Below are 18,412 nucleotides of genomic sequence, written 5' to 3'. Positions count from 1 at the left end.
CCGTCGACGCGGCCCGGCGCGCGGGCGCCGACATCCGCACCGGCACCGCCGTGCGCGCGCTGCGCGTGTCCGGCGGACACGTCGACGTCGTGACCGACGAGGACACGTTCCGGGGGACCAGGGTGGTCCTCGCGTCGGGCGCGTGGGGCCTGGACCTGCTGCCCGGCGTCGCCCTGCCGCTGCGCACCCAGCGATCGTGCCTGTCGTGGTTCGAGCCCGCGGACGGCGGCGCCGGCTACGAGCCGGAGCGCTTCCCCACGTTCATCCGCGAGAGCGGCGACCTGGACGGCTGGGGCATCCCGGACGTGGACGGCCAAGGGGTCAAGATCGGTGTCGGCGGCACGGCCAGCAAGCGGTGGCTCGAACGCCCGGAGGACAACTGGCACGATCCCACACCTGACGACCTGGCCCCCGTGGAGGACTTCACGCGGCGCGCCTTCCCCGGGCTGCGTCCCCAGGCCGTCCGCGCCATGGCCTGCATGAACTCCAAGACGCCCGACGGCGACTTCATCATCGGCGCCGTGGGCGGCACCGATCGGGTGGTCTTCGCCGGCGGCTTCTCCGGACACGGGTTCAAGCACTCACCCGCCGTGGGCCTGGCCTGCGCCCAGCTCGCCCTCGACGGGCAGAGCGAGTTCGACCTCGCCACCTTCTCCCCCGACCGATTCGAGGACGTCCGATGAGCACCCGCCACACCCACCTCGGCCGCTCCGGGCTCCAGGTCAGCCGGCTGGCCCTCGGAACGATGAACTTCGGCCCGCTCACCGACGAGGCCACCGCGCACACCATCCTCGACGCCGCTGTGTCGAGCGGCATCAACCTCATCGACACCGCCGACGTGTACGGAGCCGACGCCAACCGGCAGGTGTACGGGCACGAACCGGAGAAGGGCCGCACCGAGGAGATCATCGGGACCTGGCTCGCCAAGACACCGGCCCGCCGCGACCAGGTCGTCCTCGCGACCAAGGTCTACGGCGCCATGGGCTCCGGCGTCAACGACATCCGGCTCTCCGCCCGGCACATCAGGCGGGCCTGCGACGAGTCGCTGAGACGCCTGCAGACCGACCACCTCGACCTCTACCTGCTGCACCACGTCGACCGGTCCACCCCGTGGGAGGAGATCTGGGAGGCGCTGTCGCTGCTGCGGCAGCAGGGCAAGGTCCTCTACTTCGGCACCAGCAACCACGCCGGCTGGCACATCGTGCGCGGCCAGGCCGTGGCCGAGCGGCGCGGGATGCTCGGCTTCGTCGTGGAGCAGAGCATCTACAGCCTGATGCAGCGCTCCGTCGAGCTCGAGGTGCTTCCCGCCTGCCGTGACCTCGGCATCGGCTTCCTGCCGTACAGCCCCTTGTACGGCGGTCTCCTCGGCGGGATCCTGCGCAAGCAGCACGCCGCGCGCAGCAAGGAGGGCCGCGCCGCCACGGGGCTGCGGAGCAGCCGCGAACAGATCGAGCGCTACGAGAAGGCGTGCGACGACTTCGGCGAGCACCCGGCCGTCGTCGCCCTGGCCTGGCTGCTGCACCAGCCGGGGGTCACCGCCCCCATCGTGGGGGCGCGCACGGTGGAGCACCTGGCCCTGGCCGAGCGCGCTCTCGACGTCACGCTCGACTCCGGGCAGCTCGCGCTCCTCGACGCCGTCTTCCCCGGCCCCGGGGGACCCGCTCCCGAGGCCTACGCCTGGTAGCCGGCGTCGAGGAGGCGTTCCCGGGCGGACGCCGGGGGGTTGAAGCGGGAGTACTCGGCTCCGGTCCAGCGCAGCGGACTCGCGCCGGTGATCTCGACGACGTGGTGCACGGTGAACTCGACCATGCGCTCGGCCCCCGGGACCGCCGCGGCGTGCCCGGGATCCCAGTCGGTCGCGGCGACGCCGGTGAGCTGCAGGCAGCCGCCGGTCTGCCAGTCGGGGAAGATCAGGCCGGCGGCGGGACTGGCCTCGATGTTGCCGAGGGTGCAGAACATGGCGTTGCCCCTGTAGTCGGGCCAGCGCAGCGTCGTCGGGGAGGTGACCTCGACGAACCCGGGGTTGCCGCCACGGTGGGAGGCGTCGGCGTCGCCCTCGCGATCGGCGGTCGCGACGAAGAAGGTGTCGGCCCGGGAGATCAGCGCGCGCTGCGCCTCGCTCAGGTGGCCGGCGGTGGTCACCGGGCCCGGTTCGACCGGCTGACCGGCCGGAACGGGGTGGCGCTTCGTGAGGTACTTCGGGCAGTTGGAGTAGACCTGGTCCAGCTCGACGCGGAACCCGCCGGGGGCCGGCCTGGCGCGGCCGTTCATCCTCATCCGCCGGCGGGTGGCCGGCTCGATGGCGATCATGCCGACCTGGAACGGCGCGCCGGCCGGGGCCGTGAGACGCGCGTGCAGGGGATCGCCGGGGCTGGGAAGCGCGGCGACGTCGATCGCCGCCGATCCGGAGACCTTGATGAAGCCCCTGGGGCCGGTGAGCAGCGAGGCCCAGACGCGGCCCCGGTCGTCGGCCGCGCCGATGACGAGCGTGACCTGCTGCTCCAGGAACTCGCGAGCGACGCCGGGTATCTGGCCGCGGATGGTCCGCGAGGCGGAGCGGGCCTGTTCCAGCAGACCGGCCCGTGCTTGTACGAGGTGCTCACCCGCGTGGTAGACGTCCGCCACAGCCTTTCACTCCCTCCTGGGTCGTCGTGCGGGCGATCAGAAGAAGCCGCAGGTGGGGGCGGTGCCCGAGGGAGCCGGGGCGGTGTCCGCGCCGGTGGGCGCGTAGATCTCCAGGCGGGTGCCGTCGGGGTCGGTGAAGAAGACGCCTCCCGAGGCGGCTCCCTCGCCGTGCGGCACCACGCCGTCGTACTGGAACCGGGCGCCCAGGTCGCGCAGCACCTGCTCGGCCGCCTTGACCTGGTCGATCGAGTCCGCCTGGAAGGACAGGTGGTGCAGGCCGGCCGAGGTGGCGCTGAAGGCGGTGTCGCTCTGCTGCCACAGGGTGACCATCAGCCGGTCGTCGCGGCCGAGGAAAGCCCAGCGCCGCTCGTTCTCCTTGCCTTCCGCCATGACCTCGAAGCCGAAGACCTGCACATAGAACGGCAGCGAACGCTCTATGTCCGTGACGTTGAGACCGACGTGCCCGGTCCGCAGCGAGCTCGGGCCGGTGGTGGAGTGTGTCATCCCATGCCTCCGATCGGAATCCGGGGAGACCCCGGACAGCCGTGACTAACCACTGATATGAAGATTAGTGGTTAGAGCGAGGCGTGGCAACCGGCTATTCGAGTTTGGCTGGTTAGTGGAGCGGGCCGTCAGGCGGCCGGGCGGCCGAGGCTCCGCAGCTGGCCGGGGGTCAGCTTGGAGACGTTCTGGTCGACGGGGGACTCGGTGTACTGGTGAATGGTCCAGGACTTCCAGTCGGCCGGCGGGGTGACCGTGCCCTTGGGCTTGCTGTAGTGGGCGACCCAGAGCGGGTACGCGGCCAGGCCCTTGCCGTAGGTGTCGGCGAAGTTCCAGCCGCTGTAGAACATCGGGGTGACCCCGGTCTTGGCCTTCACGTACGACAGCCACGCCTTGGCCCAGGCGTTGACCTCGGCGACGGACCTGCCGTCGGTGGTCTCCAGGTCCAGGACCAGCAGGTCGCCGGCCTTGGCGGGCTGGGAGTTCACCACGGACAGGAAGTGGTCGGCCTCGGCGACGGGGTCGTTGCCGGGGTGGCCGAAGTGGTAGGCCCCGCGCACGATGCCCTTCTTGGCCAGCGCCTGCCAGTGCTCGGCGAAGGCGGAGTCGCGGAAGCTCGTGCCTTCGGTGGCCTTGATGATGCCGAACTGGGCGGAGCTGGCGTTCCAGTCGTACGGCGCCTCGTGGTGGGAGATGTCCAGGCCGTAGCTGAGGGACCCGGGCTGCTGCTCGGCCGCGTGCACCGGGCCGTGATCGGCGGGTGAGGCGATCGCCGTGCCGGTCACGCCGGCGACGGCGGTGGTTCCGGCCAGGAGCGCCCCGCCGATGGCCAGGCTGAGGCGCGTGGTGGGGAGGGAACGGACGACGGTGGCAAGCCAGGTCTTGGGCATGAGGGTATCGACTCCTTGCTTCCATGCCGCCTGCCGGGTTAGCTGACGGGTTCGGGCGTGGAAGTGCCCTACGGCCGCGCAGTGAGGGCTGGCGTCCGATTCACCCCGGAGAAGATGGGTCCCCGGCTCCGCGAGGCGCGGACTCGGCGGCCGGGCACTGTCGCGAGGGATCTCCCGGGACAGTGCACGGTCTGGTCAACGAAGCGGCAACGGCGTGACCCGGATTGTCCGGCCGCGCCCGTACCGCGCTAGGAAAAGGTATGCATATGCCCTGCGTACGGCAAGTGGCCTCACCTGGCGCACAGGGGTGCCGGCTGTCGCACGGGCACTGAAGGCCCGACGGCACAGGGATTCGCGGGCTCGGTAAAAAATGCGCGTTCCCCCGCGACGGCACCGGCCTGCGGAGGGCGTGACACAGCCGTGGACGGACCGGCAGAATGTGCCGGTCCGTTTCCCGATCATGAAGCGAGCGCCCATGAAACGCTGGATCCCCCTGTCGATAGCGGCCCTGGTCTCCGCCGCGCTGGTCACACCGCCCGCCCCTGCCCGGGCCGCCGTCGACCCGGTCGCCTCGCTGCGGAAACAGATCGCCAAGCGTCAGGCGGTGCGGGTGGTGGAGCTGAGCGGCCTGTACCTCGGCCGCGACCAGGATGTCTTCCAGGTGGAGAACCGCGGCGTCCTCATGCTCGGTGGAACGAGTGTGGGCGCGGCCGACATGACCCGTACCCTCCGTCCCGGGTTCCGGATGCGCGACCAGATGAAGGAGGGTGCCTGGGACGCGGCGAAGGTGGCGACGGAGTCCAAACCTCACCGCTCGATCGCGGTGAACGGACAGCTCTACCGGTCCGGCGCGCTGTACGCGCCCGTGCTGCCCGAGGGCAGGACCTGGGCGGCGGCGGGCCGCAGGAGCGCCACCACGGCGGCGTACGGTGACCAGCCGATCAACGTCTTCGAGCCGGCCACCTTGAAGACGCTCCTGACCACGGCTTCCAGCAAGCGCCCCGACACGTACGGAACCGACCTGAAGGCCACCATGTACCGGGGCACGATCACCTTCCAGCGGTTGCACGCGGTCTCCCCGACCTTCCGTGCCCTGATCGGCGGCCGGCCCTTGGCCGCGGTCGCCGCGACGAAGATCAGCTGGGCGCTGCACGTCGACGACGAGCGGGGCCAGGCCCTCACCCTGGACGTCGGCTGGCCCGTCTCCGGCGGCCGCCGGGCGGGGGTCTTCAGCCAGTACCCCGGCCGGGACCACCCGAGAACGCTGGCCATGCGCGTCTCGGCGCCTCGTCCCGCACAGGTGGCGCCGGAATCGTCGCTGACCGGGGCGCTGCCCCGCCCCAGCGCCCTGCTCGACCTGACCTTCCCGGCCAAGCCATGACGGACGCGGGGCAGTGCGACTGCGGTGCGGCGGCCGGCCCGCTGGGCGTGTGCGTGGACTACTACCACGGAATCCTGGCTGAGGAGCAGGCCGACCCTCTGATGTACAGGTGGCACGGGGTTGTGGTCTGCGCCTACCTCCTGCAGCATCCTTCCAGGGCCCATGAGAAGTACCTTGACGGCCAGTTCCGTCAGTTGCAGCTCTACGTGGACAAGGGCCTTGACGCGCTGCTTCGCGTGGCCGCTCACCAGGTGGCGCGCAACAGGCACACGGCTCGGTCGGGCTACGACATGGCGCCGCTCGAACCGTACGAGCCGCTCCCGCCGGGCGGACCTCCCGGGCACTTCCGCGCCACGTTCTGCGGGTTGCCGTTCAGCGACGGCAGCTTCGTCGCGGATGGGCATGCGGCGTACGGACGCCGCATCACCCTCATCGCCGAAGCGACCGTGGAGTCCTGGAGATCCCTCCGGAGCTGACGCCGGAGCCGGGCGCACGGCGCCGTCGGCGGCACCGTGGCCACACCGGCGCCAAACCCCGGCTCCGTAGATTCGGACACGCCAAGCGATCCAAGGTGAACGGAGCACGAAGCATGCCGACCCAGAACGTGGAGATGCCGCAGTTCGCGCCGGCCGGGAACAGCGCGCCCAGCGTGACGACCGACGCCCCGCACGAGCGCGCCTGGTACCCGCCCTTCCTGTCTCCCCGTGCCGAGTAACCCGGTGACCGAGTGACCGCCGGCCGGTGGCGGGACAGTCCGCCGCCGGCCTTCCCCCTGGGTGAACCGAGGAGACGCCACGTGACCGCCGTACCCCCCGACGACCCGATCTCCCACATCGACCTGGCATCACCCGGATGCCGCCGACCGGCTGGAGCGGCTGAGCCGCGCCGCGGACGCCGAGGTGCGCCCCGTCATGTACGACCCGGTGCTGCGCAACGCGTTCGAGAACGACATGGCGGCGCGCTGCTCATGCTCGGCCTGTACCGGTCGGGGCGGCAGGCCGAGGCGCTGGCGGTCTGCAGCGGGCTGCGGGCGACGCTGGTCTCCGAGCACGGCCTGGAGCCGACCCCTGCCGTGCGCGATCTGCACCGGCGCATCCTCGCGGCCGACCCCGCCCTCACCCAGGCGCCGTATCGTGATCTTTCATGAGATTCATGGCTGTCCTCGTCGTCCTCCTCGCGGTGTGCGGAGCGGACGACCACGCGACGCGGGTGGCCACGTGGCGCCTGACCCACACGGCGCAAGGACTGACCGGCCGGGTGGACTCCACACGGATCGGCTCCATAGGCGTCATGGGACAGGGACAGGGGCAGGCCTGGGCCGTGCTGGCCGAGGAGAACGGGCGGAAAGGCGGTTCCTGGTCCTGGACGATGCTGCGCCGGGACGGCGTCTCCTGGCGGCCCGCCCCGCCGCCGAAGGGCGTCAGGGGCTCCGGCGCGTGGTTCGCCGCCTCCCCGTCAGGCGACGACCTGTGGCTGTTCGCCGGGGACCGGCCCTTCCAGCTGGCCGGCGGTCGGTGGGTGTACCGTCCGTGGCCCAGCAGGTTCGCGCGTGAGTCCGTCGCCGTCGGGGCCAGGGACGACGTCTGGATCTCCGAGTACGGCGGCCCGGACGACTACTCCGGATCCGGACTCCGCCACTGGGACGGCCGCTCGTGGGAAGCGGTTCCCAAGCCGAGCCCGTACGGCGACCTCGACCAGGTCTCGCGCGTCGCCGCCTCCGGCAGGGGCGAGGTGTGGGCGGTGGTTCATGCCGCCGGAGAGGCCACGGTGATCCGGCGGGACGGCTCGGGCTGGGCCACCACTCCTCTTCCTCCCGCGCCCGGCTGCCCTCCCGCGCCCGCCGGCGTCTTCTACGGCATGGCGGCCCGTGCCCGCGACGACGTGTGGCTGATCACGCAGGGCGCCGCCCAGCGGTCGGGGTCCTGTGAGGTGCCCGATCGCGGCCTGGTCGCGCGGTGGGACGGCACCGCGTGGAGGTGGCTGGACCTGCCGCTGGCCGGCGCCTGGCTGCCCGCCGTCCGCGCCGACCGGGCCGGCGGCGTGTGGATCGCCGTCAACCCCGCCCACGGGCAGTCGTACGTGCTCAACTTCCGCCACGGCCGCTGGACCCGGTCGACGCTGCCCTCGGAAGGGGGATGGGCGGGGTTCGTGGACATCGTCCCGGTGCCCGGCACGACCCGGCTGTGGGCCCTGGCCCGCCGAGGCGACGGCACCCTGCTGATCTACGAACTGGCCTGACCGCCAGAAAGCTCATTTATCCGTATTTGAACCTGGCAAGGGAGGGCGCCGTACCAGGCCGAGAGAGAACCGAAAGGGGCATCATGAACATGCGCACCCTCACCGTCCCCGGCCTGTCCATCGCCGCCACCCTGGTCGCCACCTCACTCAGCCCGGTCTCCGCGCAGGCCGGCACCCCGATCTACCTGGCCGCCGCGCTCAAAGGGGTGAACGAGGTGCCCGCCCAGGGGACGAAGACGGGCGACCGGGACGGCAGCGCGGTCGCCGTCTTCCGGATCCACGGCCACCGGGTCGACTACGCCGTCCGATGGCACAAGGTCGACGCGCCCAGCGGGTTCCACATCCATCGGGGGCAGGCGGGTCAGAACGGCGATGTCAGGGTCCCGTTCTTCGGCCAGGCACTGCCGTCCACGCTGCACGCCGTCAAGGGCACGGTCCTCGTCAAGGACACCGGTCTGCTCGGCCGCATCGTCACCAACCCCGGCAACTGGTACGCCAACCTGCACAACGCCGAGTTCGGCGGCGGCGCCGTACGGGCGCAGCTGTACCGGATCCACCCGGTGGAGCTGGAGTCGGTGCTGGCGCACGGGTTCGGCGCCACGCTCACCACGCGCGCCGCCGGGCGGCAGGAGGTGCCGGCTCCCGGCATGAAGGTCGGCGACCCCAACGGGCGCGCCGGGTGGCTGGTGCAGCCGGACGGCGACCGGGTGTGGTTCGCCGCGGCGTGGAAGGGGATCGCGGCGCCGGTCGGCGCGCACATCCACCGCGCCCCGAAGGGCAGGAACGGGCCGGTTGTCGTGCCCTTCTTCGCCGCTGCCAAGGGCCTCCCGGCCAGTGTCGACGGCGTCGCCGGCAGCGCGGCCACCTCCGCCGCGGTGGCCCGCCGCATCTGGAAGAACCCGAAGAACTGGTACGTGAACCTGCACACCGCCGAGTTCCCCGGCGGCGCGGTACGCGGCCAGCTCTACCGGGGCGACTGGTAGACACCCGGCCGCCCGGGCCGCCGCGAGGGCCGGGCTCAGGAGTGCGGACGTTCGTCCACGACCTGGACGAGCTTGCCCGTGCGCGGATGCGTCACCAGCTCGGACGGCCGCACCCACTCGATGATCAGCGGGTGGACGAACCCCTGCTCCACGCAGTCGGGGTAGAGCGGCCGGGCCGCGTGGACGGCCTCGACCAGCCGCTCGGTCAGCCCGGCGGGCGGCTCCTCGGCGCCCGCCAGGCGGAGCACGAGGCCGTCCTTGCCGTCCCAGCGGCGCTCGACCATCTGCATCCCGGTCATCACCCCGCCGGGGTCGGCGCCGGCGAGCGCGGCGCGGACGTCCTCGTAGGCCATGGCCACGTTGGCCACCCTGGCGCCCTCGACCGTCCGGCCGACCAGGCGGAACCCGCGGCACTCGGCGTCCACCCACTCGGCCAGGTCGCCGACCGGGTAGCGGATGATCGGCATGAGCGTGCGGAAGAGGTTGGTGACCACCACGCGGCCGCGCACACCCGGCTCGGTGATGGGCTCGCCGGTCACCTCGTCGACGAGCTCGACCAGCGTGCGCTCGGGGAAGGCCTCGTGCACCCGCACGTCGTCACCGGGCACCGGCGCGCCGACCAGGCCGGCGTCCACCGTGGCGTACCCCAGCGACGCGATCGCCGCACCCGGGAAGGCCTTGGCCAGGCGCGGGCGCAGGTCGTCGAAGAGCAGGTCGCCGGCGAACAGCAGTAGTTCCACCGAACGCGCGTCCAGCCCCTTGGCGATCACCGCCTCCGCCACCCCGCCGAGCTTCATCGGCGTGCCGGCCAGCACGTTGACGCCGAAGCCGGCGATCAGGTCGGCGACGTCCTCGTCCGGCGTGTGGCCGGCGACCGGCAGCCGCACGTTCTCCACCGGCGCGTTGTGCAGGGCGGCCTCGATGTAGAGGAAGCCGCCGTACAGGTGCCCGGCGAAGAACAGGTTCGCCACCCGGTGGCCGGGCCTGAGCCCGGCCCGGACCATGCCCGCGCCGAACGCGGAGGTGGAGTCGAAGTGCTCGGTGCGGGTCCACGGGGAGACCTTCGGCGCGCCGGTGGTGCCGCCCGAGGTGTACACGCCGGCGTCCGTCAGCGGACCGGTCAGCAGCCGGTTGTCCGGCCAGGTGTTGGCCGCCCAGAAGGCCGCCTGGTCGATGATCGGCAGCCGGGCGAGGTCCGAGACGCCCTCGGGCACGTCACGGTAGAGGTCGGCGTAGAACGGCGAGTTGCGCCGGGCGAAGTCGATCAGGTGGCTCAGCGGTCTGGCGGGCATCCGGTTCTCCTCGATGCGGTTTCGGGGCGGTTTCGGGGCGGATTCGGGGCGGATTCGGGACGGTCGCGGGTCAGCGCCGGCTCAGGGGCGCTCAGGTTCGGCTGTGGAGCCGGCCGGGGAGCGGGCCGGGGGTCCTTCGTTCATGACGGCCTGCCGGAGACGGCGACGCTCTGGCCGCGGAACTCGGCCACGACCTCGCCCCCGGGACGGCGCACGGTGACGTCGTAGACGCCGTGCCTGCCGTACCGGACCCGCTCCTCCGCCTCGGCCAGCAACTCCTCTCCCGGCGCCGCCGGGCGTACGAACGTCACCTGGGCGCTGTGCGCGAGGGTGACCGGGCCGCGGCTGTTGCAGGCGTAGGCGAAGGCGGCGTCGGCGAGCAGGAACACGTAGCCGCCGTGGGCGACGCCGTGCAGGTTGACCATGTCGCCCGTGACCCGCATGCGGAGCCGGGCCCGGCCGGGGGCGAGCTCCTCGAGCGTGATGCCGAGCGACCGGCAGGCCGGGTCCTCGGTGTGGCCGCTCATGCGGAGGCCCCCAGCCAGGTACGGGCCAGTGCCCGCACGGTCGAGCCGTCGGCGTCGGCGAGCTTGGCGGCCAGGTAGTCCGCCACCCAGGCGCTGGTGGGGATACGGAACGGCGGGTCCTCGGCGGTCAGCGCGCCCACCACCACCTCGGCCACCTCCCACTTGGACTGGCCGGCCCCCTCCCAGCCCTTGCCACGCACCCAGTCGATGTAGCCGGCGAAGGTCTGGGCGTAGGGGCCGGAGGCCGCCTGGATGGTCTTCCGGTTGATGTCCGGAAAAATCCCGAACCGCGTGTCGGACACGAACCCGGGCACGACCACCGACACCGTCACCCCGTGCGAGGCCGCGACCGGGGCCAGGCTCTCCATGAACCCCTCGACCGCGAACTTCGCCGCCGCGTACGCCTCGTTGAACGGCTGGCCCACGACGCCGTGCACGCTGCCGACGGACACCAGGCGCCCGCCCGAGGCCCGCAGCAGCGGCATCGCCACCCGGCTGACGGCGATCACCCCGAAGAAGTTGACCTCCAGGTTGGCCCGCAGGGCCTCCATGGTGGACATCTCCATCGTGGGGTCGAAGTTGGACACGCCCGCGTTGTTGACCAGCGCGTCCAGCCGCCCGTACTCCTCCCGCACCGCGCGCAGGCAGGACTCGGCCGACCCGGCGTCGGTGACGTCGAGCCGCCGGACGTCCAGCTCGACCCCCGCCTTCCCCGCGGCCTCCAGCAGCTCGCCGGCCCGGTCCGGGTCCCGCATGGTCGCCACCGTGGCGAACCCGGCCCGCGCCGCGGTGACCGCGGTCGCCAGCCCGATGCCGGACGAGGTTCCCGTGATCAGGACCGTCTTCATGAGGCGCTCCCCGCGAGCTCGCTCTCCTGCTTCTCCAGCAGCGGCTGGATGCCCAGCGCGGGCAGGAACGACAGCGCCGCGAGCAGCGTCCCGCCGGCCATGACGACCCGGGCGGCGTCGAGCACGCCCAGACCGGGGGTGAGCAGCGTGACCGCCGAGCCGCCGGCCAGGGCCGCCAGCGGGATCACACCCCAGGTCGCGGTCCGGAAGGCGGCGTGCATCACGCCCTGGTTCTCCGCCGGCATCCGCGACTGCCGGATGGGCGCGCTGCAGACGTTGATGCAGGACATGAAGAAGCCGTAGCAGCCGATCGTCACGCCGATCACGGCGGGCGGCGGGAGCGTGGGGGCGGCCAGCACGCCCAGGCCGACCAGGCAGTGGAGCAGGAGCGCCCAGGCCATGGTGCGGCCCAGGCCCAGCCGCTCGCTGATCCTGGGCGCCGCGAGGGCGCCCAGGACGGCTCCCACGGCCGCCGCCGACATCGCGGCGCCGTACGCGGCGACCTGGACCCCCAGCCCCTGGTAGGCGAGGACGGGCAGGACGGTGACGAAGACCGGGCCGCCCGAGTTCAGCGTCACGGCGGCCACGACCACCCGGCGCAGCACCGGATCCGCCCAGTTCAGCCGGAAGCCCAGCGCCAGCCGCGACCAGACCGAGCCCTGCTGGACCGTCGCGGTGCCCCACGGGCGCATGGAGGTGAAGCAGGCGGCCGAGAGCAGGTAGCTGGCCGCGTCGACGAGCAGCGCCGCCACGCCGAACACGTGGTAGAGCCCCGCGGCGATCGACGGCCCGGCCACCTCCGACACCGTCCGGCTGCCCTCCAGCCTCGAATAGGCGCGGACCAGCCGGTCCTGCGGCACGGTGGCGGGCACGGCGACCAGGTAGCCGACGTTGAAGAAGATCGTCGCCCCGCTGACCAGCGCCACGCAGAGGAACAGCAGCGGCGTGCTCAGCACCCCCGTCCAGTACGCGACCGGGATGGCCGCGATCGCCGCCAGCCGCACGAGATCGCAGGTCACCATGGTGACGCGCTTGTTCCACCGGTCCACCAGGACGCCGGCGATCGGCCCGAGCAGGGGGATGCCGAGATACTGGGCCATGGAGACCACGCCCACCTCGAACGGCGAGGCGTCCAGCGCGAAGATCATCAGCGTCGGCACCACGAACACGGTGATCCGGTCGCCGACGAGGCTCACCGTCTGGCCGCTCCAGAACAGGTTGAACTCCCGCCCCAGGGACCCGGGCAGCCGTAGCCTCACGACTCTTCCCTGATGACGAAGCTCGCGGTCTTGCCGGTGCGCTCGTTGCTGATCAGCGCGTCGGCGACCCGTACGCGGAAGGACTCCGGGTCGTGCTGGAAGGCGGTGCTGAGCGTGAAGGTCGCGGCCATCAGGTCACGTCGCAGCCGTCCGGCCAGGCCGGGAGGCGCGTCGGGGCCGGCGAGCAGCAGCACCTCGACGGCGGAGACCCGGCCGCGCTGCTCGGTGACGACGATCTGCGCCCGCGTGACGCCGGGCTCCCGCTCGGCCTGTGCCACGATGTCGTCGACGTGCAGGCCGAGACCGCGCACCTGGACCACGGAGTCGCGCCGGCCCAGGATCCGCAGCGCCCTGCCCTCGGCGCCGCACGCGCAGGCGACGAACCGGCCGGCGTCGCCGGTCCGGTACCGCAGCACGGGGTTGAGCATGTCCGGGTTCAGCGTGGTGAAGTCCAGCAGCTCGTCCTCGCCCACGTGCACGAGCTGCTCGGGCAGCGGGTGGAAGACGTCGGCCGGGCAGTCGGGCGTGTTGGTGCCCACCACCCAGGTCTCGGTGCTGCCGAACATGCCCCACCGGCGCGCCCGCGGCGCGACCACGGCCATGTCCTCGTCGAGCTGCGGGTGCCATGCCTCGCCCAGCCAGAGCACCTTGCGCAGGCTCGGCAGGCGGACCCCGGTGGCGCGGGCGTGGGCGAACCACAGCCGCAGCACGCTCGGCGTGCCCCCGAACGCGGTCACGCCTCTGGCCGCGAGGAACGACAGCCAGTCGCCGTACTCGTCCCTGGTGACCGAGCCGAGCGCGATGACCTGGCACCCGGACAGGTCGGCGAACGCGGCGGCCAGGAAGTGGGCGCCCCACATGCGCCCCGCGCCCCAGCCGTTGACGAAGACGTCGTCGCGGTCCAGCGGCTGCCACTGGGCGTGCACGCCGGCCATGTAGAAACCGGTGGGGGCGTATCCCACCTTGGGCGCGCCGGTGCTGCCGCCGCTCTGGAACAGCCAGGTGGCGCCGGTCCCGGCCCTGGGCTCCAGGTGGGCGAGGGCCACGTTCAGCTCGTCCTTGACCAGCGCCGGCAGCGCGGCCACGTCCTCCAGCGAGAGGATCTTGTCGTGGCCGGCGTAGCGGGGGGCGAGCGCGGGGACGGACTTCAGGCCTTCCAGCGTGCGCTGCGCGACGCGGAGGTCGAGGTCGGGGGACAGCGAGAAGTCGCTCATGATCTCTCCAGCCATCGGGTGTGGGCGTCGCGGCAGGCGGTCCAGCGGGCACGGGTGATGTCGCGCTGGAGGGTCCGGGCAGGGTCGCCCCAGTCCGGCGCGATCACGCCGTCGGGTTCCAGCTCGGAGAACCAGAACCGCTCACCGTCGAAGAGGAAGTCGACGCAGAAGAACGGGATGGGCAGCTTGGCCGCGAAGTACTCGGTGGCCGCGGCCAGCTCCGCCGGGACCTCCGGGAACTCCATCGCGCCGCCCCTGCTGGCGTTGGCGACCGGCGAGCCGGGCTGCGGGGTCCGTTTCATGACGGCGTACGGCTTGCCGTCCACGACGTAGACGCGGTAGTCGATCGTGCCGTCGCCCAGGTACGGCTGGATCACCAGCGCGGTGTCGCCGCCCTGCGCCAGGCTGGCCAGGCCGCGGATCTCCTCGGCGTCGCGCGCCAGGTTCACCCCGCCCCCGCCGCACCACCCGGCCGGCTTGACGATGGCCGGGTAGGTCAGGTCGTCCAGCGCCACCTCGTACAGGTGCTTGCCGGTGTCGCGGCCGGTGCCGATCCGGATGGTCGGGATGGGCGGCACGGGGGAGTCGTGCAGGTACAGGACCGTGGCCAGCTTGTCGTTGGCGATGGGCGACAGCCAGGCCGGGAAGGGCAGGTAGAAGCCGGCCTGCTCCAGCACGGCGTAGAGCGCGTACTGGTTGAAGACGTCCATCGACTGGTACGGCAGGGAGTACAGCGCGGTGATGAAGAGCGTGTCCTCGGGAGTGACCGGCTCCTGGTCCACGTAGACGCGCGGCTTGCCGGTGGCCAGGCCGTCGACCGTCACCGCGTCCGGCGCGTGCCGGCACCACGTCATGCCGAGTTCCGCGGCCACCTCGGCGTACAGGTCCCAGAAGAAGGGGTGCCACATCGCCTGGGCCCGCGTCGACTCCCGGTCCGGGAAGATCCAGCACATGCGGCGCAGCGAGCTCATGGTTGTCCTTTCCACCAGAGGCGGCCCGGCTCGGGGAGGGTGTCGATCGGGTCGTAGAAGGGGAACCGGCGGTCCGGGTCGGGCGGCTCGCCCAGGCCGATGCCGTGGTTGACGGTCCAGTAGGAGATGCCGAGCGCGCGGTCGTACTCGGCAACCTGGTGCACCCACCGCTTGCCGACGTACGGCACGTCGCACACGACCCGCGGCGTCGCGTAACCCGGCAGGTAGCCCATGACGGCCTCCTGCAGCCGCTGGCCCTGGTGGAGCGGGATCCGCCAGTGCTCGGCGTTGGGGATCATGTCGCAGAGGTAGAAGTAGTACGGCAGGATCCCGGCCTCCCCCTGGAGGGCGAAGCACAGGTCGAGCAGGTCGGCCGGGGTCGTGTTGACCCCGCGCAGCAGCACGCCCTGGTTGCGCACGTCCCGCACCCCGGCGTCGAACAGGGCCCGGGTCGCCTCCGCCACCAGGGGCGTCACCGACTGCACGTGGTTGGCGTGGGTGTGCACGGCGAGGTTCACCCCCCGGTGGCGGGCGAGCCGCGCCACCCGGCCCATCCCCTCCGTGACGCGGGGCTGGAGCCAGTGCTGCGGCAGCCCGACCAGGGCCTTGGTGGCCAGCCGGATGTCGCGCACCGACTCCAGGTCCAGCAGGCGCAGCAGGAACGACTCCAGCCGGGGCCAGGGCACGTTGGCCACGTCGCCGCCGGAGACCACCACGTCGCGCACCTGGGGGGTGCGCTTGAGGTAGTCCAGCATCAGCTCCTCGCGATCCACCGGCTTGAGCGTCAGCCGCGCCTTGGTGACCTGGGGGGTGGAGGAGCCGACCAGGTCCATCCGGGTGCAGTGCCCGCAGTACTGCGGGCAGGTGGACAGCAGCTCGGCCAGCACCTTGGTCGGGTAGCGGTGCGTCAGCCCCTCCACCGCCCACATCTCGGCCTCGTGCAGGGAGTCGCGCCGCGCCCGCGGGTGGCTGGGCCACTCGGGGTGCCGGTCCGAGGCCACCGGCAGCAGGTACCGGCGGACCGGGTCGGCGAGGAACGCCTCGGTGAAGGCGGCCGGCTGGAGCGGCGCGCCGGGCGCCATCACGTTCAGCAACTGCGGGGTGACCAGCATGGACATGGTCGCGAAGCGCTCCACGTCGGCCTGGAGGTCGGCGTAGAAGGACTCCTGGAGCAGGTCGCCGGCGACCGCGCGGAGCTGGCCGGCGTTCTTCACGCAGTGGGCGCGCTGCCACTGGGCGTCGCGCCACTGCGCCTCGGTGACGCCGCGCCAGCCCGGCAGGCGCCGCCAGTCCGGTTCCACGAGCGGGCGGCGCGCGTACCTGTAGGGCGGGCCGGCGGCGTCGGGCCCGTGGAGCGGACCGGCGGCGCCGGCAGGCATCGGGTGGCTCATGCGGCGAACAGCGCCGCGTGCCGGGTGCGGAGCTCGCGCTTGAGCACCTTGCCTGTGGGGCCGAGCGGGTAGTCCTCGCCGGTCCTCGCGATGACCACCGCGGCCAGCGTGGCCAGGCCGGCGTCGGCCAGCGCCTTGTTGGCCTTGTCCCGCACCTCCTCGGCGGTGGCGTTCGCGGCCTCCGCCTGGAGCCGCACCACGGCGATCGGCCGCTGCCCCTCGCCCGCCGGTCCGGGCACGCCGACGACCGAGCAGTCCTGCACCAGGTCCGCGCAGTCGGCGATGAGGACCTCCTCGACGGGCAGGCTGTAGACCGGCCCGGCCAGGGTGTCGATGACGTCCACGGTGCGGTCGAGGTGGTAGAAGGTGCCCTCGGCGTCCCTGCGGGCCACGTCGCCGGTGAGCCAGAAGCCGTTGAGCTCGAAGCTCTCGGTCAGGCGCGGGTCGTTCCAGTAGCCGGGGGTGCGCGAGGGGGTGATCACCCCCAGCAGCCCGACGGTGCCGTCGGGCACCTCCTCGCCGTTCTCGTCCAGGACCGCGGCCCTGATGACCGCGTCCTGCGCCTTACCCACGCAGCGGTCGTCGCGCGGCGTCTCGGGCGTGAACACCATGCCGAACAGCGCCATGCCCATCTCGGAGGAGCCCAGACCGTCGATGAACTGGGAGCCGGGCAGCGGTTCGCCGGCGGAGGCGCCGGCGGGCAGCAGCCACGGCTTGATCAGCCCGGCCGGGCGTTCGCCGAGCTGGACCAGGCGGCGGATGTGCCCGTAGTGGGCGGAGTCGCCGGTGTTGAACCACGAGTGCACCCGGGCCGCGCCCTTGACCGGCAGCTCGCCGGTGGCCAGCTCGACGAACGTGCGCGGGAAGGAGGCGAGCATGGTGGGCTGGAAGGCCTCCATCACCGGCTCGACCACGGCGCGCCGCCAGTCCGCCATGACCACGGTCGGCAGGCCGAGCAGGACCGCGGTGAGGAAGTAGCTCAGCCCGCCCGCGTGCGTGTGCGGCATGAGCGACATGAGCCGGTCGTACGGCTCGGCAGGGAAGCGCTCCATCCTGGCCTGCTTGCCGTCCCAGAAGGACCGGTGGCCGAGCGTCGTGGACTTGGGCACCCCGGTGGTGCCGGAGGAGTGGATCAGCGCCACGATGTCGTCCGGTTCGTGCCGGTGGGGGTAGGACTCCGGGAGCGTGCCCGAGGCGGCGTCGAAGGCGCGGACCTCGGAGGCGAGCGCGATGAACCGCGGCCGGTTCTGCGGGTCGTTGCGGTAGGCCACCTGCAGCCGGGTGGTGTCGTCGGCGACGATGCCCACCGCGCCCACGTGGTTGAGGTAGCGGACCATGACGTCCGGCCGCATCGCGTCGTTGATCATGGCGGGGATGGCGCCGAGCGCGGTGAGCGCCAGGAAGTGGATCAGCGGCTCGAGGCCCTCGGCCACGACGATCCCGACCGGGTCGCCCGGCCGCACGCCGTTGGCGTGGTACCAGCGGGCGTAGCCGTCGCGCATTCGGGCCAGGTCGACCAGGCTGTGGCCGCGCAGCACGACTTGGCCGCGGTGGTCGGTGCGGTGCGTGTGGACGAACGGCACGTCCCGGTTGGGGTTGCCCGCCAGGGCGTGGTCGAGGAAGTTGCCCGCGCCCAGCTCCGGCTCGGTCATGAACCGCCGGCGGACGGGCAGGGGTGCGATCGAGGTCATGGTGTTTCCCTCCAGGTGATCTCTGCCGCCACGCGGTGACCTGACCGGATGGCGCCTTCCATGAGGCCGAAGAACTCGGTGCTGGTCTCGGTGCCGGCCCAGTGCACGCGCCGGTGCGGGGTGGCCAGCCGGGGGCCGAGGCGCAGCCAGTCGCCCGGGCCGAACAGGGCCGCGTAGCAGCCCCGGCTGTGGGGCTCGTTGACCCAGTCGGTGAGGTGGAACGCGGTCGGCGGCGGCAGCTCGGGGAACACCCGCGCGGCCTGCGCCACGGCCAGCTCGCGCTGCTCGCGGGCGGGGAGCGCGGCGTAGCGGCGCGCCTCGCGGCCGGTGACGAAGCCGGTGAGCACGCCGGCCCGCCCCCCGGCCGGGGAGTCGTCCACGGTGGACAGCAGGGGGCCGCCGGCGTTGACCGACCAGCCGGACAGGCCCTGCTCGCGCCAGAGCGGCGACGGGTAGACCAGGTGGACCTTCACCGCGCAGCCCGGGCCGGTCACCGGGGTGGAGCGGGGCGCGGGCAGCCCGGGCCGGTGGTCGATCGCGTCGGCGAGCACCGGGGGGACCGCCACCACGGCGTGGGTTCCGCGCACCTGGCCGCGCGGCG

At 72.6% G+C, this 18,412-nt stretch carries 20 protein-coding genes and 1 riboswitch; of the genes, 8 read left to right on the top strand and 12 right to left on the bottom strand.

Annotated elements, in window-relative coordinates; genetic code table 11:
* Together AB0H81_RS35750 and AB0H81_RS35745 are read left to right on the top strand one after the other, a co-directional pair.
* The coding region (locus tag AB0H81_RS35750) for an FAD-dependent oxidoreductase (protein ID WP_358383910.1) at positions 1-683 on the top strand (683 nt) is incomplete at its 5' end.
* A complete protein-coding gene (locus AB0H81_RS35745; protein ID WP_358383907.1) occupies positions 680-1,684 on the top strand; it encodes an aldo/keto reductase in 1,005 nt (334 codons plus the stop codon). The genes AB0H81_RS35750 and AB0H81_RS35745, both read left to right, overlap by 4 nt.
* On the opposite strand, the gene AB0H81_RS35740 is transcribed toward AB0H81_RS35745, so the two are convergent.
* From AB0H81_RS35740 to AB0H81_RS35730, 3 genes are all read right to left on the bottom strand, one after another.
* Complete coding sequence (locus tag AB0H81_RS35740) at positions 1,672-2,625, bottom strand: pyridoxamine 5'-phosphate oxidase family protein (RefSeq protein ID WP_358383904.1); 954 nt, start codon at positions 2,623-2,625, stop codon at positions 1,672-1,674. The two genes, AB0H81_RS35745 and AB0H81_RS35740, sit on opposite strands and share 13 nt — an antisense overlap.
* A gap of 36 nt (positions 2,626-2,661) precedes the next feature.
* Positions 2,662-3,129: a VOC family protein gene (locus AB0H81_RS35735; RefSeq protein WP_358383902.1), complete on the bottom strand. Its 468-nt coding sequence runs from the start codon at positions 3,127-3,129 to the stop codon at positions 2,662-2,664.
* A gap of 128 nt (positions 3,130-3,257) precedes the next feature.
* Positions 3,258-4,016, bottom strand: coding sequence for a GH25 family lysozyme (locus AB0H81_RS35730; protein ID WP_358383899.1), 759 nt, complete (start codon positions 4,014-4,016; stop codon positions 3,258-3,260).
* A 12-nt stretch (positions 4,017-4,028) separates the two neighbouring features.
* A riboswitch (cyclic di-AMP (ydaO/yuaA leader) is annotated at positions 4,029-4,175 on the bottom strand.
* Between the two features lie 316 nt (positions 4,176-4,491).
* Between AB0H81_RS35730 and AB0H81_RS35725 the strand changes: the two genes are divergently transcribed.
* From AB0H81_RS35725 to AB0H81_RS35700, 6 genes are all read left to right on the top strand, one after another.
* Complete coding sequence (locus AB0H81_RS35725) at positions 4,492-5,397, top strand: hypothetical protein (protein WP_358383897.1); 906 nt, start codon at positions 4,492-4,494, stop codon at positions 5,395-5,397.
* On the top strand, positions 5,394-5,873 hold the full coding sequence (locus AB0H81_RS35720; protein ID WP_358383895.1) for a DUF5946 family protein: 480 nt from the start codon (positions 5,394-5,396) through the stop codon (positions 5,871-5,873). Before AB0H81_RS35725 ends, AB0H81_RS35720 begins: the two co-directional genes overlap by 4 nt.
* Positions 5,874-5,986: 113 nt before the next feature.
* Positions 5,987-6,112 carry a hypothetical protein gene (locus tag AB0H81_RS35715; RefSeq protein ID WP_358383893.1) on the top strand — a complete coding sequence of 42 codons (126 nt, stop codon included), beginning with the start codon at positions 5,987-5,989 and terminating at the stop codon, positions 6,110-6,112.
* 252 nt (positions 6,113-6,364) lie between these two features.
* Positions 6,365-6,544 carry a BTAD domain-containing putative transcriptional regulator gene (locus tag AB0H81_RS35710; RefSeq protein WP_358383890.1) on the top strand — a complete coding sequence of 60 codons (180 nt, stop codon included), beginning with the start codon at positions 6,365-6,367 and terminating at the stop codon, positions 6,542-6,544.
* Complete coding sequence (locus AB0H81_RS35705) at positions 6,541-7,635, top strand: hypothetical protein (protein ID WP_358383887.1); 1,095 nt, start codon at positions 6,541-6,543, stop codon at positions 7,633-7,635. The genes AB0H81_RS35710 and AB0H81_RS35705 overlap by 4 nt, the downstream gene beginning before the upstream one ends.
* 83 nt (positions 7,636-7,718) lie before the next feature.
* Positions 7,719-8,618, top strand: coding sequence for a CHRD domain-containing protein (locus AB0H81_RS35700; RefSeq protein WP_358383884.1), 900 nt, complete (start codon positions 7,719-7,721; stop codon positions 8,616-8,618).
* A gap of 35 nt (positions 8,619-8,653) precedes the next feature.
* Here AB0H81_RS35700 and AB0H81_RS35695 read toward each other — a convergent pair whose 3' ends face one another.
* The 9 genes from AB0H81_RS35695 to AB0H81_RS35655 form a co-directional block, all read right to left on the bottom strand.
* Positions 8,654-9,910: a hypothetical protein gene (locus AB0H81_RS35695; protein ID WP_358383882.1), complete on the bottom strand. Its 1,257-nt coding sequence runs from the start codon at positions 9,908-9,910 to the stop codon at positions 8,654-8,656.
* 140 nt (positions 9,911-10,050) lie between these two features.
* Complete coding sequence (gene paaI / locus AB0H81_RS35690; RefSeq protein WP_358383880.1) at positions 10,051-10,437, bottom strand: hydroxyphenylacetyl-CoA thioesterase PaaI; 387 nt, start codon at positions 10,435-10,437, stop codon at positions 10,051-10,053.
* Positions 10,434-11,285, bottom strand: a complete 852-nt coding sequence (locus AB0H81_RS35685) for an SDR family NAD(P)-dependent oxidoreductase (protein ID WP_358383877.1) — start codon at positions 11,283-11,285, stop codon at positions 10,434-10,436. Before AB0H81_RS35685 ends, paaI begins: the two co-directional genes overlap by 4 nt.
* Positions 11,282-12,544 (bottom strand): MFS transporter, encoded by a 1,263-nt coding sequence (locus AB0H81_RS35680; RefSeq protein ID WP_358383875.1) that lies wholly within the window; start codon positions 12,542-12,544, stop codon positions 11,282-11,284. Before AB0H81_RS35680 ends, AB0H81_RS35685 begins: the two co-directional genes overlap by 4 nt.
* The gene (locus AB0H81_RS35675; protein ID WP_358383873.1) at positions 12,541-13,758 is read right to left on the bottom strand and encodes an AMP-binding protein; all 1,218 of its coding nucleotides are present in this window, start codon (positions 13,756-13,758) and stop codon (positions 12,541-12,543) included. The genes AB0H81_RS35680 and AB0H81_RS35675 overlap by 4 nt, the downstream gene beginning before the upstream one ends.
* The gene (locus tag AB0H81_RS35670) at positions 13,755-14,729 is read right to left on the bottom strand and encodes a hypothetical protein (protein WP_358383870.1); all 975 of its coding nucleotides are present in this window, start codon (positions 14,727-14,729) and stop codon (positions 13,755-13,757) included. Before AB0H81_RS35670 ends, AB0H81_RS35675 begins: the two co-directional genes overlap by 4 nt.
* On the bottom strand, positions 14,726-16,120 hold the full coding sequence (locus AB0H81_RS35665) for a lysine 2,3-aminomutase (RefSeq protein ID WP_358383867.1): 1,395 nt from the start codon (positions 16,118-16,120) through the stop codon (positions 14,726-14,728). Before AB0H81_RS35665 ends, AB0H81_RS35670 begins: the two co-directional genes overlap by 4 nt.
* Positions 16,117-17,811, bottom strand: a complete 1,695-nt coding sequence (locus AB0H81_RS35660) for a class I adenylate-forming enzyme family protein (protein ID WP_358383864.1) — start codon at positions 17,809-17,811, stop codon at positions 16,117-16,119. Before AB0H81_RS35660 ends, AB0H81_RS35665 begins: the two co-directional genes overlap by 4 nt.
* A partial coding sequence (locus AB0H81_RS35655) for an FAD-dependent oxidoreductase (RefSeq protein ID WP_358383862.1) occupies positions 17,808-18,412 on the bottom strand: 605 nt, incomplete at its 5' end. The genes AB0H81_RS35655 and AB0H81_RS35660, both read right to left, overlap by 4 nt.

This window comes from Nonomuraea sp. NPDC050691 (assembly GCF_040654455.1).
Taxonomy (GTDB): Bacteria; Actinomycetota; Actinomycetes; order Streptosporangiales; family Streptosporangiaceae; genus Nonomuraea.
This window is presented reverse-complemented; position numbering and strand designations above follow the sequence as displayed.